This window comes from Bacteroides sp. 2_2_4 (assembly GCF_000157055.1).
Classification (GTDB): domain Bacteria; phylum Bacteroidota; class Bacteroidia; order Bacteroidales; family Bacteroidaceae; genus Bacteroides; species Bacteroides ovatus.
On record NZ_EQ973378.1, the window covers coordinates 1 to 14,106 of the forward strand.

Here is a 14,106-nt window from a genome sequence, read left to right on the forward strand (position 1 = left end):
AAAAAAGTGGATATACAGTGAAAGAACCGGTCATTACCCTTACTTTGGAAGAGTACGAAGAGCTGCGCAAGGAACGTGAACGCCTTGAAAAGGAACATGCAGAACTTCAGAGAAAATACGAATCCTCTTTGCGGGAGTATTCCCGCCAGGTCGAAGAAATCTCAGCCTGTACAGCCGTCATTGCCGACCTGAGATGGAAATTGGCTGACTTGACACGCCGTTTATGGGGTAAATCCAGTGAAAAACGCCATCTTCCCGAAGATGCCGGCCAGTTGAGCATCTGTTTTGAGTCTCCGTCCGATGTCAATGACCCGGTAGCGGAAGAACAGAAAACAGCTGAGAAATCTGCCAAATCGGAGAATGGTTACAACCGTTTCCGTAAGAGCTTCACCAAAAAGATTACTCCCCACGCCCGTAAGCCCATCGACCCGTCCCTTCCCCGTGAAGAGATTATCATTCCCATGCCGGAAGGCCTTTCGTTGGAGGGAGCGGCGAAGCTGGGAGAGGAAGTGAGCGAACAATATGCCGTCAGTCCCGCCCGATTCTATGTGAGACGCATCATCCGCCCTAAATACCGGCTCGCCGACGGTCGTATCATAACTGCTCCCATGCCCGTAATGGCACATCCCCACAGCAATGCGTCGGAAAGTGTACTGTCACACATTGCTACCGCCAAATATTACGACCACCTGCCTCTGTACAGACAACTGGACATCTTTGAGCGTGAAGGCATCCATCTGAGTCCTTCTACCGTAAGTAACTGGATGATGGCTGCCGCACAGCGTCTGGAGCCAATCTATAATGAGCTTCGTGAACTGGTCAAGGACAGCTATTACGTCATGGCCGATGAGACGCCCCATCCCGTACTTGAAAGCGACCGGCCCGGTGCTCTTCACCGCGGGTATATGTGGAACTTCTATCTGCCCCGGTTCCATACCCCATTCTTTGAATATCACAAGGGACGTGGCAGCAGCGGAATAGACACGCTGCTGGCAGGACAGGTTCGGGTGGTACAGAGTGACGGCTTTGCAGTATATGATGAGTTCGACACACTACCCGGAAAGTTGCACCTGTGCTGCTGGGCACACGTCAGGCGCAAGTTTGTGGAAGCGGAAGGAAATGATCCTCCTAGAGCAAGGCATGCACTTGAACAAATAGGCAGACTGTATGCTGTGGAGGAGAAAATCAGGATAGGACATCTGGAAGGCGGAGCTGTAGTAAGGCTTCGCCGGGAAGAATCGTACCCTATTATCAAAGGACTGGAAAAATGGTGCAGGCAGGAGTATGAACATACGGTTGAGAAATCGCCTATTGCCAAGGCCATATTCTATATGTACACACGTTTTGAACAACTGTCCGGATATGTCAACGATGCACAGTTCTGCATTGACAATAATCCAGTGGAGCGCTCTATAAGGCCATTGACTTTGAACAGAAAAAACACTCTTTTCTCCGGTTCACATGAAGCGGCACATGCAGCGGCAATATTCTTTTCACTGATGGGATGTTGCAGGGAAAATAAGGTGAACCCAAAACTATGGATGCAGGACGTGTTGATTAGGGTACAGGAGAATGAAAGAGAAAAGAAAAACGACTACGCCGATTTACTGCCATTTAATTGGAAAGGATAAACAAGAAAGATAAATAAAGTCAAAAGCCAGACATGCTTCGTCTGGCTTTTGACTTTATTATAGCTTGGAGAGAAATACGGGCGAGGCCGAATGCTTACGTTCACTAGAGTAGATAGAACCGTTCACTCCAGTGCAACGATCTGTTCACTAGAGTGCAACGATACGAATAGTGGTAGGAAGAAATAACAATGATTAGGGAAAAACATAAAGGTATAAGGTGAATAACATACAGGAAAGTAGTAAATAGCAAGAAGTTGCTTAATAAAACCGAAGAAGGAAAGGAGTAATCGTAAATCCGGCAAAAGTCCGGAAAAACTACAATTATACTGTATGAGAAATGAGTAAAATGTATAGACGGAGTATGAGAATAAGATGAGAAATGGTTTAAACCCTATGAGAAATGCTCGATTTTACGGACTAAATCACGGAAAAGCTATGAGAAATGCCCTTTTGTATTTTATTTCTCATGGTGTTATCTGTTTGATTCACAGCTGATTATTGTGTATGTTATGAGAATATGAGAAATGAAAAAGAAAAATCCTTTTCAGTAAAGTGAAGATTCTACGTATCATTCTCATACAAGTATCATATTAATGAATCAAACTAAGGAATGGAATTAGGGGGCACAGAACGATATGTGTAAACTACGACGGCCGCAAAAACTTATCGTATTGCCGATGAATAGGGAACTTGGGGCTGAATTTATGGAATGACAAAAACAAAACGATGCGTTACAACAAGTAACATTTAGCTTACATTACACTACCATTCAAACGGCTAAAATACAACAAGAGGTTAACTTTAGGTTAATCGACCGATGTAATTAGGCCATAAACCACCATCTAAAGGGTGAGAATCCTTATATATAGCCTATTTCAGTAAATAGTAACTGGAATAGCTTCTTATTTTATGAGTATTTGAGAAACTGTTTGAACGAGAATTCAGAAGCCGTAAATAATGTGTTTCAATGGGAAATTATAGCTTTCTCTGAATTGTTAAAAATGGAGTTGGGGATACTGTTGGGGATACCGAGTTGGGGATACTTATTTGTCCGTATATTTTATATATTAGAAAGTTGGGGATACTTTTTATATGCTTAAAAGAGTCGATTTTTATAGTGATGTTTCTTGCATTTATGTGTTTTTTGCTGTTTTAATACGGATTCACAGGGGGATATTACGCTATATTTCAAAGGATATTCAAATGCAAATCTATTGTAAGTGCTTGATTTGTAGTGATGTATTTCGCAGTTAGATGTATATTTAGCGCATAAAAGCGTGTGCGCTTGCTTTATATTGCGTAATGGAGCAGTTGGTAGCTCACATGGTTCATACCCATGAGGTCACAAGTTCGAGTCTTGTTTACGCCACAAGCTTTTGATATGGATTGGTTGCTCCGAAGTACAAGGAGTGTTGGTAAAATGATTGTTGGATAAGAGAATCTCCTGGTAATTCTGCCAGGAGATTTATTTAAAGAAATGAGTATGTATCGCAGATTTTTAAATTCAATAAAGAGGTGGAGAGATAGACGATTGAAAAAGAAAATTATAAATCGACTCCTTAACAATCCTAATCATCGACCTTGTGTTGAAAGCACCGTGCTTATTGCTTATGATATATTCATGTATATTACATGCGATTCTGACGAGGATTTTTCAAAACTGTAGGATATACGGGCTTATTTTCGCTATCAACAGTTGGAAATACTGCTGGTATAGTAAATTTGATATTAGTTACTGAAACATTTTTTTCTCCTGAATTTTTATTTCCACCAATAGCAAAAGCACCAAATGCTACACCTATTCCTGATTTGTTACCTTCTTCTGTAGAAGCAGTGAGGGCAACTTCAAATTCGACATCCTGTATAGGATATTTCTTGTTTTTAATAGTGGCATGATTATAGTTCTCTCCTGAATTATATGAACTGGGATTAATGACACTGCCATATTCTTCAGTAGCTTCTTGAGCTTCCTTTATTCCTTGAGTAATTTGTAATAGTGTCTCTTTTACAAAATCTTTTAATTCCATGATACTAATATTTACCTTGCATGTGCTTGTTTACTTAAAAACATTTGATGTTAATATTATAGCCCCGATAAATGCAGCAACAAATCCTATAATAAAAGCAAATCCAATAAACATCGTCCATCTCTTGATGTTATTTATTTTTTCAATATGCGCATACTTAGCATTTAATTCGATTAGTGGACCGAATTCTTCATCTATCTTTTTTTATAAATCTACATCGCTTAAATCTTTATTCTCCTTTATGGTCTTTTTAACTTCTTGAGCTAATGGGGAGTCGCAGTTATAGCTGCTACCAGAAGTGATCAGATTGACATAGCTGTAAATAATTTCTCTTGTTTCCATGTTTTGTTGTTTTAAGTTTATATATAATAGCAATATTGTGTAGTTAACCTCTATAACTTCATCTTCTGTTTTCATGAAGCAATGAGCTTTAATAACAAAATGATTATGTTTTCCCAACCGATGATCTCTTTGAGGTGGTGGGCTGCTTCGTGGGTAAGGAGTCTTCTCCATAGTCGCCAGATGATTCTGAGGTAAAAGCTTCGGTGATATTATCTGTTTTTGAGTGTTGTTCAGACTCCTTATCCTGAGATTCTAATTGGCGGATACGTTCTTCAAGACGACCGTTTTCTTTTAGAAGTTTTTCTATTTTGGCCTCTTTCTCGCTTATTATATTATCTTTTTCATCGAGCTTATCCATTAAGCGTAGAGCAATGGTATCGGATTGATTAGATACAGTAGATGGTACAAATATATTTTCGTTAATTGGAGAAATTGGGGTAGATATATCAGCTATCATATTCCCTATTTCTTCTTCAATCCAAACTTTGTTTATATTTCTATTTAATATACATAATCTGTCTATGAAGTCATTGGGTAGTGGTACCTTATTATTAAGTATTTGTGAGAATGAAGACTTATTAGAATATCCTAACAGCCTTCCTATGCTCTCTTGATTTTTAGCAACTCCTGTGCCTATTAGCCATTTGACCACCAATTTCACACGATCATGTACAGTCATACTAAACTTATTTAGGTGTAAACGATTAAAAGTTTATATTTTATTTTGCCGTTATTATAAACTTGTTTATATTTGCAGTATCTTTCCAAAGCGAAAGATGGGTGCTAATATACGAAAAGAAATTAATTAATCAATAATAGGATATGGCAAAGATTTTAATGGATTATGGAGCTAAGCGGGAACTGGCAGAGAAATTTGGCGTTAGCGAGGTGACTGTCAGGGATGCTTTGAAGTTTAAAACGAAAAGCAATATTGCTAATATGTTGCGGAAAGCTGCTTTGGAAATGGGTGGTGTGTTGAAAGATGCGAAGACGCTTAAAGAAGCGGTTCATGCTAATACATTGGATAAACTGGATAAGTAACTATTAAATAAATTAAGTTATGAAAATAATTAGATGGATTCAGAATGTGGCTGCTGCGGCTGCGTTTATTGTGGCTCTCAATTTGGTTGACGGGCTTGGCGTTTCAATAAAGGATGCCTGTACGGCTGGTGTGTTGCTGGTTCTTTCGGTAGCTATGTTGTTGGGAAGGGCTTTGGAAGAGGAAGAAAGGGGGGCTGAGTGATGAAGTATCAATTTACGATCCATGCCGATGCGCTACCAAAGATGCTGTCTGTATACAAAAAAACAGGTGGTAATTTGGAGATTCAGCCAATGGAAAATGCTAATATAAAAGTTATATCAGACAACGAAAAGTTTTTATTTCATGATGATCTTAGAGAAATAAAGCTCCGTACTTCGATTAGCCCAATACAGGATCAATCTGAAATCATACGAAAAGAGGTTCTATCTATTCTTCAAGAACTATCAGAACCATCTACTGAAGTAAAAACAGGCTGTGGTCCAGTTGCAATATCAGGTATCGATGTCAGCAAGATAAAACTTCAAAGAAGTAAGATTACAGAAAAAAAGGCTTTCGATTTTAAATTAGAGAGACCTAGAAGTAAATGGGAACTTATCAAAATATTGCAAGAAGAATTCGACAAGTTCCCAGATGATACAGAATTCACCTCATTCTCTGTTCTTGGAATTGGAGTTGGGAAAACTCATTACTACTAACCTTTCTTGGCAAATGGTTTAATACGATGTGGTTCAGATTCTCGTTCTTCTTTGAGCAACCGATTATCTACTTCATCCATTAAGCGTTCTAATTCTTCATGAGCGCAAGATTCCGAACCGTTTGGAGTTAACTTGGGCTTACAGCCACAAATAGGACAAGTGAGTTTACTATACTCTTCTTGCTGTTTTTTTAAGAAGTTATTCATGTTAGTTTATTTTAAGTTGATAGCTACAAAGGTAGCAAACTATTCTGGTTCGTGAGGAATAGGGATAGTGTTTTTTGACATGCAAGATAAGAGCTTTCACGGGTGGCTTACGGGTTCGGGTCGGTGCCGGACGCTTGCGCTAATTTAAAATATAAAGGTTTCTGATTATGGAAATGTTTGGTAAAACACTTTGTGTTACGTATGACGAACTTGTGGGAAGCGGGATTATGAGTAAGTCCAATTATAAAAAACATGTTCGTGAGAAAAAGTTTGTTCTCTTGCAAAAAGGCGGCAACGGGCGTAAGGTGCGGATTGTATACGAAAGTATGCCTGAAACCATACGTGCGAATTATGACGCAAAATATCCTGACGCCAAGAAACAACTCAAAAAACAGATAGTTCCCATGAATGAACGATTGAAAGGTGATGAAAAAGCCGCCAATTTCTTCCGGACATATACCCCGAAAATAACGATCGAACGGCAGACGGAATACATGCTGAACGTCAAGGTCCTTAATGCCATGGTGGCTAAGGAAATGGACTTGAAAGGTATACACAACCAAAGTGGCTACCAACATAAGCCGCTGGTTCGCGATACGATTATCGCTCTCTGCGAGAGCTTGCGTGAACGGTACGGACACACTCTTCCGAAAAGTGCGGCCCGCCTGATAGAAAAATACAATGATTACAAAAAACGCAGTTATGTAGCCCTTATTAATGGGAATATAGGCAATCAGGTAGCCCGTAAGGTCGGTCCCAAGGAAGGACGCCTTCTGTTAAGACTCAAACGTAGTAAATTCCCTGTATATACTGATATGCAGATATTCGAGGAGTATAACCGGATAGCCGAGGAAAAGGGGTTAAAACGCATTGAATCACCCAATACCGTGACGAATTATCTCTATAAGACCGCCGTCAAACTGTGGTGGTACGCTTCTGTTTATGGTGAAGTGGCTTTCAAAAACGAGTTCATGCCGTTATTTGACACCCAGTTGCCGGAAATGCCGAACACGCTTTGGTATGGTGACGGAACCAAGCTTAATCTTTACTACAAGGACTATGACAAGAAACAGAAACGCATGGTAGCCCGTACTATTGACGTATACGAAGTGATGGATGCCTGTACCGAAGTGTTTTTGGGGTATTCATTCGGACAGGAGAACTTCCTGACCCAATATGACGCCTACCGCATGGCTCTGGAAACATGGAAAGTCAAGCCATACGAGATAGTGACGGATAACCAGGGAGGACATAAGACTAAAGGTGCCCAGACATTCTTCAAGAAGATATGCCACCTGCATAAGACCACCATGCCGCACAACGGACAATCGAAAAGTATTGAAAGCGCTTTCGGACGCTTCCAGCAGCAGGTACTTCATAAGCTATACAACTTTACAGGGCAGAACGTTACGGCCGTCAAGGAAAACAGCCATGTCAATGTGGACCTTATCATGGTAAATATCGAACGTCTGCCGACACTGGAAGAGGTGAAAGAACAATATATAGCCTGCCGCAATGAGTGGAACACCATGGATCATCCGACTTCCGAAACCGGAATGACCCGCATGGAAATGTATACTTCCCTCAACAGTCCGAATGCGGAACCACTGGAAGACTATGAAGTGGCGGACCTCTTCAAGATATTCTCCACCACTAGTGTGAAATACGGAAAGGACGGCTATTGCTTTGAAATAGATAAAAAAGAATATCGCTACCAGGTGTATGACGAAAGCGGACAGGTAGACCTTAACTTCCACATGCAGAATGTAGGCGAAAGTTTCCGTTACCGTTACGATCCGAAAGACATGACAGTCATCGAACTATGGCGGACTACCGCTACCGGACTGGTTTACGAAACCGACGCTACTCCGAAAGTCAAGATTCACCGTGCCACTGCCGAGCGGGATGAAAAAGATAACCACTTCCTGTTTACCCAACTGCGGGAAAACGAACGTGCCCGCGTTGCCCATCACATTGCTTCGGAAGAACTGTTGCTGGAAGAGAGTATGAGCGAAGCCTACACCAGACTGATTATTCCCCGTCCGGTAGGAGTGTCAAAAGATTCGATGGACGATTACCGTGAAGAATATGCCGACGGCAAGTTGAGAGCTCCGGTAGACTATCTTCCCGGCACCGGACCGGGAACCTACGAACCGGATGATGAAGAAAGTGGCGTCGCGTCTGTCGGGGAATTTACCAAAGAAACGTCCGGTTTCACTTGGGCGGATATGTACAAAGACTTTTAAACCAGTATTCAATAATCAATCAAATACCAATCAGACAATGAAAGAACTTACAAAACAGGAGAAGGACGCTATCCGCGAAGCTCTGACGGAATATTGCAGCAACTATCCTTCACAGAACCGTGCCAGTGAGAGTCTTAACGGTGTAAGTGCCGCCACCGTTTCGCAAATTACCAATGGCAAGTATACCAATATCAGCGATGACATGTTTATCCGTATCGCTACGCAAATAGGCTATAGCCTTGAAAACTGGACGCTGCACGAAAGCGATACCTTTACCCGTCTCACTTTCGCCATGAGCGACGCCCAGATGTACCGGAATGTTACCTGGGTAGTCGGTGATGCCGGATGTGGAAAGACAACGGCTGCCATAGAGTATCGTCGTACGCATCGCAATGTGTTTTATATCCTTTGTTCGGAGGATATGAAGAAAAGCGATTTCGTGCGTGAAATAGCCAAGCAGGTGGGAGCTCCGGTAGACGGAACGAATCTGCGTGACATTTTGGAATACTCTATCAGCATGATTGCTTTCCTGAAAAATCCGGTCCTTATTTTTGATGAAGGAGACAAACTGACGGATTCCGTTTTCAACTACTTCATTTCCATCTACAACCGCCTGGAAGGTAAAAGCGGCATTGTCTTCCTTTCTACCGACTATATCAAACGTCGCCTGGAGAACGGCTTGCGTTATAACAAGAAAGGCTATAAGGAGATAAACAGCCGTATCGGTCGTAAATTCTTTGACGTGAATGTGGCTACGGAACAGGACATATATGCCATCTGCAAGGCGAACGGTCTGACTGACCCGGGTGAAATAAAACGTGTAATGCGTGAAGCGATGCAGGGCGAATATGATCTCCGCCGGGTAAAACGGGTGGTGCATGCCTGTAAGCGCATGCTTGAAGCCAGACGGTTGGAAGGAGGAAAACAGGCATGAGCGGAAAGGTAAATGAAGCCCGCACGTTTGCCCGTAACGCTAAAGGCGTTCGGGAAGTGCTGAACATGAAATTTGATACGTTGCCTTTCGAAGGTGACTGGTTCGAGGCTTTCAATACTCCCGAACGTCGTGGTGTCTGGTTTATCTGGGGGAACACGGGTAACGGAAAAACTTCTTTCGTGATGCAGCTCTGCAAATATTTATGCCGGTTTGGGCGTGTGGCTTATGATAGTCTGGAAGAGGGTGCCTGCCTTACGATGCAGAATACGCTTATGCGTTTCCAAATGCAGGAAGTAAACCGACGCTTCCTGCTTCTGGACGCGGAGCCGTTGGATCAGTTAAGCCTGCGTATCAAACGTCAGAAAGCGCCTGATTTTGTGGTTATAGACAGTTTTCAGTACACGCAGATGACTTACCGGCAGTACATTGAGTTCAAAGAAAAGCATCGTGGCAAGCTGCTGATTTTTATCAGCCATGCCACCGGGCGTCTGCCAACCGGACGTAGCGCAAAAAGCGTGATGTTCGACGCGTCACTGAAAATCTATGTAGAAGGATACAGGGCATTTTCCAAAGGCCGTTTCATCGGGCCGCGCGGGCATTTCGATATTTGGCCGGAAAAGTCCAGACTTTATTGGGGAGAAGAAATCTGACTAGTGATAAATGTTTAGTAATAAGTGATTAACAATGAAAATGACTAAGGGTAAGCCTATCAGTCCGGGACAGTTGAAAGCGTTGCATGCCACATTCCGCAGCAAGGGATTTGATGAAGAAGATCGTCATGATTTTATCAGTCGCTTTACGGAAGGACGTGTCAATAGTACAAAGGAACTGACTTTCAATGAGGCAAGGCAGATGCTTGAGCGGCTGAATGAATCCGATATAAAAAAGAAAGAACGGGAACAGGCGGAATCACTGAAGCAAGTGAAGGCTATATTCAAACTGTCTTTTGGAATCTCCTTTCTGAACAAGGGATATAGCAATGACACGGAGGAAGAATTTGAGATGAATAAGGCCAAACTGAACATGTTTGCCCGCAGCAAGAGCGCTTCCCACAAGAACGTGACGGAGATGTATCTTTCCGAGCTAAAAGCTTTCAAGAAGCAACTGGAAGCTATTGCCTACAACGAAAATAATAAATCTAAAAACAAGAAATCATGAGAAAAAGTCAGGAAATAAGTAAAGCGATTGCTATTCTTCGGAAGAAGGGGGACAAGTTAAGTCTGATCCAGGCGGATGTATTGGCAAATCGTCGTGGCGAAGTATGGGTGTTTGAGCGGTATGTGCGTGATGTGGCGGATGCGGAACGTGATGAATCCGTTTATTGTGCCGCCCGTGACGCTGCCAAATACCTCATAGGGCGTATTGAAATGGCAGAATTGATTCCGGATATTGAGAAATATCAGAAAATTGCAGCCCCCAGTCCGGAGCCTAAAGTCTCTACGGAGTCATTGCTCCGGCGAATAGAGAAATTGGAAAGGCTGGTGGATGACTTATTGCTCGAACGTCGCCAACGTTCTGCTTATAAGAAGATGCCGGAAAGCTACGACCGGGGTGATTTCCTTATTCAGACGAAGGCGTACGAATATATCGGATGTAGTAAGACTACCTTGAAATCCTGGACGGATAAAGGACTCATTACTGGATATCGTAAAGGTACTAAGGTCTATTATTGTAAAAGCGAATTGGATGCAAGTCCGGTTGTCCTAAATTTTAAAAACATAGGCAATGGAATTAGATAAGGAAGGACGGTAATCATGGCACGCCTGCAAAAAGAATCCGGTGATCTCATGTCCTTTCGTCTTCAGGAGATCACCCGCTTGAAGGAGCGCATCATCCGGGACGAATCCCGTATGGATGAAATCATCAACATCCTGATGGAACGTGATACTTCGGAAAAATCGAAGGAAACGGATGATTTGATTTTAGAATTGAACAGTACAGGAATACGCATTGAACGGGATAAAGTCAGCCTTGCGAAGTTGAAAGCCCCTTCGGAACTGACGGACGAAGACCGTAAATACCTTCCAGGATCGGGAAGTTCAGAGAAATTCAATATCAAGTATTAATCATAGTATGAACCATTAAAAGAAAAGAATTATGGCAAAGACAAGAGTAAAGAAAGTCGTTATTTCCGGCATTACATTGGAACAGGCGGAAATCGCCTTCAGTGAGTTTGCAACGGCTGACGCCAAAGTGCAGAATATCCAAAGCAAAATGGATATGGAAATCACCCGCATCCGTGACAAATATGCGGATGCACTAGCAGAACAGCAGGACATTAAAGAGAAGAACTTTGAAATCATGCAGACATTTGCTACCGAACATCGTGAAGAATTGTTTTCCAGGCGCAAAAGTTATGAAAGTGCTCATGGTACGTTCGGTTTCCGTACAGGCACGCCCAAGCTTAAAATCATCAAGGGTTTTACTTGGGCGTCCGTCACTAACCTGGTGAAGGAATTTCTTCCTGGGTACATCCGTGTAAGCGAAGAACTGGCGAAGGACCGCCTTTTTGCCGATCGCGATAAGGAGGATGTGGCTGAACAATTATCAAAGTGTGGGATGACAATAGTACAAGATGAAACCTTCTATGTGGAACCCAAGAAAGAAAACGAACAACCGTCCTGAGTACTCGTACGATCCTATCGGTAGCCGTTGGGCGGTTTACCGATGGGAAAAGTCCGGGAATATTAGTACTGGAAACAAAGTGGCGGAATTTTCCACCCGCGAAGAAGCCCGGAAAGAATGTTTTCGACTGAACGGTTGGAAATATCAAGCCCCTAAATCATGAAGAAATTCATCTATAAGAGCAATCTCCGGCGTGAACGGATGCCGGAGTGGCTCAAAGACATCACGGATTACACACTGAAAGAATTTAATAGTTTTTTTCCTTTCGGTTCAAAATTTGACTTTGAGATGTTGGAATGGGGTATAAAGGAAGACTTAAAGCTGCTCGGAAAAGAGAATGTAACTGCGGAACTGGTGACGGATGAAGAAGAGATGGTCATCTTTGTCAAGCGTTCCGGACGTACACTGATCTCAATCTATTTTAAATAACATTTTATCAACAATTAAACAACTTACAATTATGGCAATGCACACATGGTTTGAATGCCGTATCCGTTACGAAAAGGTGATGGATAACGGAATGCAGAAAAAAGTAACTGAACCCTATCTGGTTGACGCGCTTAGCTTTACGGAAGCGGAAGCACGTATTATCGAAGAGATGACACCCTTCATATCGGGAGAATTCACCGTATCGGATATTAAACGTGCTAACTACAGCGAATTGTTCCCTAGTAATGATGAACAGGATGACCGCTGGTTCAAGTGCAAACTGGTCTTCATCACTCTTGATGAAAAGAGCGGGGCAGAGAAATGTACTTCCACTTATGTGCTAGTTCAGGCTTCCGACCTCGACCGTGCGAAAAAGAACCTGGACGAAGCGATGAAGGGAACGATGGCGGATTATCAGGTTCCATCGGTGACGGAGACGGCTATTATGGATGTTTATCCATATACGGCATCAGATAACGAACCGGAATTCAGGGAATGATTATAGCTGTAGACTTTGACGGAACCATTAGCCGGGGTAAATACCCGGCTATTGACGGAGAACAACCGTATGCGGGTGAATCGCTGAGAAAGCTCTATTCGCAAGGTCATAAGATTATCATATGGACTTGCCGTACCGGAGACAGACTTTTGGAAGCTATCAACTGGCTTCTTGAACATCAGATTCCATTCAGTCGTATCAACGACCACGATCCGGATAATTTGACCAAATACGGTGGTGAAGGTGGAAAGAAAATATACGCGCACGTCTATATTGACGATAAGAATATCGGCGGCTTCCCCGGGTGGCCTGCATGTCTGGCGGAGATTGAGCGTATGGAAGCTGAATACGAAGATTCTTTGAAACAACAAACCTTAAAAATGAATAGCCAAAGCAGTACTAGCAGTATCACATCCGGTCCTTGAGGCAAAGCCAAGAAAGGACTATATAAATCACTTCCGACAGTCAAAGCCCCTGGAAGGAATTTTCTTTGCAGACTTTATCGGCGAAGTGGTTGAAAAGAAATCCCGGCGCAAGTCGGCACACTATTCCGCTTGTATGATGCCATTATCAAGCATCTGAACGAGTTTTCCCGGCTTTATGATTGTGACATTTTTACGAATTCCGTCACAGAAGAGTTCCTTGACGATTTTATCATTTATCTCGAGAATTGCGGTTTGCGGCACAATACGATTGTAGGTTATATTCTGAAAATGCAATCAATGATCAGAAAGGCTTCGCAATACAATTATGCGGTAGATGCGACTTATGATGCGATAGCCATGCGTACGGAGCCAACGTTTGCAGTCTTCTTGTCCATGAACGAAATCACCCGGATTTATTATTATAAGTTCGAGAACCAGGACAAGAGAAAGGCGAAAGAACGTATCCGCGACCTGTTTGTCGTTGGTTGCCTGACTGCATTAAGATATTCCGACTACTCTACACTGACGGCAGACAACCTGCAAAACGGATACATTGTAAAACGTACCAAGAAAACGAATGTTGATGTGAAGGTTCCGGCTCATGACTATGTGAAGGAAATCTTTGCGAAATACAATGGTCAGATACCGTTAGGGCTTTGCATCCAATACTTCAATAAGTACTTGAAGTTGATTATGCGGGAAATCGGTCTGAATGATAAAATCACTTTTTCCTATACAGAAGGCGGAGAACTTAAAACTGTCACTCGTGAAAAATGGGAACTGATAAGTAGTCATACAGCCAGAAGGAGTGCAGCCACCAACATGTATTTGACGGGACGCATGAAAACTCTGGAAATCATGAAACTAATCGGGCACCGTTCGGAACAAAACTTCTTCCGCTACATTCGTTTGACGAATGATGATATGGCAAGAAGTATTTCAGGGGATATGTTTTTTAGAAAATAACAATTGAACGTTTGCCTGGCGGCAGGCAAACGTTCTTAA

Annotated in this window: 19 protein-coding genes, 1 tRNA gene and 1 pseudogene; 17 read left to right on the forward strand and 4 right to left on the reverse strand. The window is 42.5% G+C overall.

From position 1 onward, the window contains the following. Positions 1 to 17 precede the first annotated feature (17 nt). On the forward strand, positions 18 to 1,631 hold the full coding sequence (gene tnpC / locus BSCG_RS00910; RefSeq protein WP_008777519.1) for an IS66 family transposase: 1,614 nt from the start codon (positions 18 to 20) through the stop codon (positions 1,629 to 1,631). A 1,296-nt stretch (positions 1,632 to 2,927) separates the two neighbouring features. Continuing rightward, positions 2,928 to 3,000 (forward strand) — tRNA-Met (locus tag BSCG_RS00905). Between the two features lie 259 nt (positions 3,001 to 3,259). On the opposite strand, the gene BSCG_RS00900 is transcribed toward BSCG_RS00905, so the two are convergent. The 3 genes from BSCG_RS00900 to BSCG_RS28385 form a co-directional block, all read right to left on the reverse strand. Beyond that, positions 3,260 to 3,658 (reverse strand): hypothetical protein, encoded by a 399-nt coding sequence (locus BSCG_RS00900; RefSeq protein ID WP_008777520.1) that lies wholly within the window; start codon positions 3,656 to 3,658, stop codon positions 3,260 to 3,262. 204 nt (positions 3,659 to 3,862) lie between these two features. Further along, the gene (locus BSCG_RS00895; RefSeq protein ID WP_008777521.1) at positions 3,863 to 4,075 is read right to left on the reverse strand and encodes a hypothetical protein; all 213 of its coding nucleotides are present in this window, start codon (positions 4,073 to 4,075) and stop codon (positions 3,863 to 3,865) included. A gap of 28 nt (positions 4,076 to 4,103) precedes the next feature. Continuing rightward, a complete protein-coding gene (locus tag BSCG_RS28385) occupies positions 4,104 to 4,679 on the reverse strand; it encodes a hypothetical protein (RefSeq protein WP_008777522.1) in 576 nt (191 codons plus the stop codon). Positions 4,680 to 4,822: 143 nt separating this feature from the next. Between BSCG_RS28385 and BSCG_RS00890 the strand changes: the two genes are divergently transcribed. Genes BSCG_RS00890 through BSCG_RS00880 form a run of 3 tightly spaced genes read left to right on the forward strand, consistent with a single transcriptional unit; the run spans position 4,823 to position 5,737 of the window. Continuing rightward, positions 4,823 to 5,041 (forward strand): hypothetical protein, encoded by a 219-nt coding sequence (locus tag BSCG_RS00890; RefSeq protein ID WP_008777523.1) that lies wholly within the window; start codon positions 4,823 to 4,825, stop codon positions 5,039 to 5,041. Between the two features lie 19 nt (positions 5,042 to 5,060). After that, on the forward strand, positions 5,061 to 5,243 hold the full coding sequence (locus BSCG_RS00885; RefSeq protein WP_008777524.1) for a hypothetical protein: 183 nt from the start codon (positions 5,061 to 5,063) through the stop codon (positions 5,241 to 5,243). Continuing rightward, the gene (locus BSCG_RS00880) at positions 5,240 to 5,737 is read left to right on the forward strand and encodes a hypothetical protein (RefSeq protein WP_139016523.1); all 498 of its coding nucleotides are present in this window, start codon (positions 5,240 to 5,242) and stop codon (positions 5,735 to 5,737) included. The genes BSCG_RS00885 and BSCG_RS00880 overlap by 4 nt, the downstream gene beginning before the upstream one ends. Here BSCG_RS00880 and BSCG_RS00875 read toward each other — a convergent pair. Continuing rightward, positions 5,734 to 5,943, reverse strand: a complete 210-nt coding sequence (locus BSCG_RS00875) for a hypothetical protein (RefSeq protein ID WP_008777526.1) — start codon at positions 5,941 to 5,943, stop codon at positions 5,734 to 5,736. The two genes, BSCG_RS00880 and BSCG_RS00875, sit on opposite strands and share 4 nt — an antisense overlap. 167 nt (positions 5,944 to 6,110) lie before the next feature. Between BSCG_RS00875 and BSCG_RS00870 the strand changes: the two genes are divergently transcribed. From BSCG_RS00870 to BSCG_RS30190, 12 genes and pseudogenes are all read left to right on the forward strand, one after another. Continuing rightward, positions 6,111 to 8,189: a hypothetical protein gene (locus BSCG_RS00870; protein WP_032849875.1), complete on the forward strand. Its 2,079-nt coding sequence runs from the start codon at positions 6,111 to 6,113 to the stop codon at positions 8,187 to 8,189. Between the two features lie 37 nt (positions 8,190 to 8,226). Then, complete coding sequence (locus BSCG_RS00865; protein ID WP_008777528.1) at positions 8,227 to 9,123, forward strand: AAA family ATPase; 897 nt, start codon at positions 8,227 to 8,229, stop codon at positions 9,121 to 9,123. After that, positions 9,120 to 9,773, forward strand: a complete 654-nt coding sequence (locus tag BSCG_RS00860; RefSeq protein ID WP_008777529.1) for a hypothetical protein — start codon at positions 9,120 to 9,122, stop codon at positions 9,771 to 9,773. The genes BSCG_RS00865 and BSCG_RS00860 overlap by 4 nt, the downstream gene beginning before the upstream one ends. 34 nt (positions 9,774 to 9,807) lie before the next feature. Further along, positions 9,808 to 10,281, forward strand: a complete 474-nt coding sequence (locus BSCG_RS00855; protein WP_008777530.1) for a hypothetical protein — start codon at positions 9,808 to 9,810, stop codon at positions 10,279 to 10,281. Then, the gene (locus BSCG_RS00850) at positions 10,278 to 10,862 is read left to right on the forward strand and encodes a helix-turn-helix domain-containing protein (protein WP_008777531.1); all 585 of its coding nucleotides are present in this window, start codon (positions 10,278 to 10,280) and stop codon (positions 10,860 to 10,862) included. The genes BSCG_RS00855 and BSCG_RS00850 overlap by 4 nt, the downstream gene beginning before the upstream one ends. A 15-nt stretch (positions 10,863 to 10,877) precedes the next feature. After that, positions 10,878 to 11,189, forward strand: coding sequence for a hypothetical protein (locus BSCG_RS00845; protein ID WP_241762177.1), 312 nt, complete (start codon positions 10,878 to 10,880; stop codon positions 11,187 to 11,189). 31 nt (positions 11,190 to 11,220) lie between these two features. After that, entirely contained in the window at positions 11,221 to 11,748 is a 528-nt protein-coding gene (locus BSCG_RS00840; RefSeq protein ID WP_008777533.1) for a host-nuclease inhibitor Gam family protein, read from the forward strand. Between the two features lie 159 nt (positions 11,749 to 11,907). Beyond that, a complete protein-coding gene (locus BSCG_RS00830; RefSeq protein WP_008777535.1) occupies positions 11,908 to 12,177 on the forward strand; it encodes a hypothetical protein in 270 nt (89 codons plus the stop codon). Between the two features lie 31 nt (positions 12,178 to 12,208). Next, positions 12,209 to 12,676 carry a DUF4494 domain-containing protein gene (locus tag BSCG_RS00825; RefSeq protein WP_008777536.1) on the forward strand — a complete coding sequence of 156 codons (468 nt, stop codon included), beginning with the start codon at positions 12,209 to 12,211 and terminating at the stop codon, positions 12,674 to 12,676. Then, a complete protein-coding gene (locus BSCG_RS00820; protein WP_008777537.1) occupies positions 12,673 to 13,101 on the forward strand; it encodes a hypothetical protein in 429 nt (142 codons plus the stop codon). The genes BSCG_RS00825 and BSCG_RS00820 overlap by 4 nt, the downstream gene beginning before the upstream one ends. A 129-nt stretch (positions 13,102 to 13,230) precedes the next feature. Beyond that, a pseudogene (locus BSCG_RS30715) lies at positions 13,231 to 13,374 on the forward strand (phage integrase SAM-like domain-containing protein); the annotation flags it as partial. A 24-nt stretch (positions 13,375 to 13,398) separates the two neighbouring features. Continuing rightward, positions 13,399 to 14,067, forward strand: a complete 669-nt coding sequence (locus BSCG_RS30190; RefSeq protein ID WP_241762178.1) for a tyrosine-type recombinase/integrase — start codon at positions 13,399 to 13,401, stop codon at positions 14,065 to 14,067. Positions 14,068 to 14,106: the final 39 nt, after the last annotated feature.

Coding starts and splice junctions, on each gene's coding strand:
- BSCG_RS00865 (WP_008777528.1), top strand. CDS start 8,227: ATGAAAGAACTTACAAAACAGGAGAAGGACGCTATCCGCGAAGCTCTG.
- BSCG_RS00820 (WP_008777537.1), top strand. CDS start 12,673: ATGATTATAGCTGTAGACTTTGACGGAACCATTAGCCGGGGTAAATAC.
- BSCG_RS00855 (WP_008777530.1), top strand. CDS start 9,808: ATGAAAATGACTAAGGGTAAGCCTATCAGTCCGGGACAGTTGAAAGCG.
- BSCG_RS00860 (WP_008777529.1), top strand. CDS start 9,120: ATGAGCGGAAAGGTAAATGAAGCCCGCACGTTTGCCCGTAACGCTAAA.
- BSCG_RS00830 (WP_008777535.1), top strand. CDS start 11,908: ATGAAGAAATTCATCTATAAGAGCAATCTCCGGCGTGAACGGATGCCG.
- BSCG_RS00875 (WP_008777526.1), bottom strand. CDS start 5,943: ATGAATAACTTCTTAAAAAAACAGCAAGAAGAGTATAGTAAACTCACT.
- BSCG_RS00845 (WP_241762177.1), top strand. CDS start 10,878: ATGGCACGCCTGCAAAAAGAATCCGGTGATCTCATGTCCTTTCGTCTT.
- BSCG_RS00895 (WP_008777521.1), bottom strand. CDS start 4,075: ATGAAAACAGAAGATGAAGTTATAGAGGTTAACTACACAATATTGCTA.
- BSCG_RS30190 (WP_241762178.1), top strand. CDS start 13,399: ATGATCAGAAAGGCTTCGCAATACAATTATGCGGTAGATGCGACTTAT.
- BSCG_RS00885 (WP_008777524.1), top strand. CDS start 5,061: ATGAAAATAATTAGATGGATTCAGAATGTGGCTGCTGCGGCTGCGTTT.
- BSCG_RS28385 (WP_008777522.1), bottom strand. CDS start 4,679: ATGACTGTACATGATCGTGTGAAATTGGTGGTCAAATGGCTAATAGGC.
- BSCG_RS00840 (WP_008777533.1), top strand. CDS start 11,221: ATGGCAAAGACAAGAGTAAAGAAAGTCGTTATTTCCGGCATTACATTG.
- BSCG_RS00890 (WP_008777523.1), top strand. CDS start 4,823: ATGGCAAAGATTTTAATGGATTATGGAGCTAAGCGGGAACTGGCAGAG.
- BSCG_RS00870 (WP_032849875.1), top strand. CDS start 6,111: ATGGAAATGTTTGGTAAAACACTTTGTGTTACGTATGACGAACTTGTG.
- BSCG_RS00900 (WP_008777520.1), bottom strand. CDS start 3,658: ATGGAATTAAAAGATTTTGTAAAAGAGACACTATTACAAATTACTCAA.
- BSCG_RS00825 (WP_008777536.1), top strand. CDS start 12,209: ATGGCAATGCACACATGGTTTGAATGCCGTATCCGTTACGAAAAGGTG.
- BSCG_RS00850 (WP_008777531.1), top strand. CDS start 10,278: ATGAGAAAAAGTCAGGAAATAAGTAAAGCGATTGCTATTCTTCGGAAG.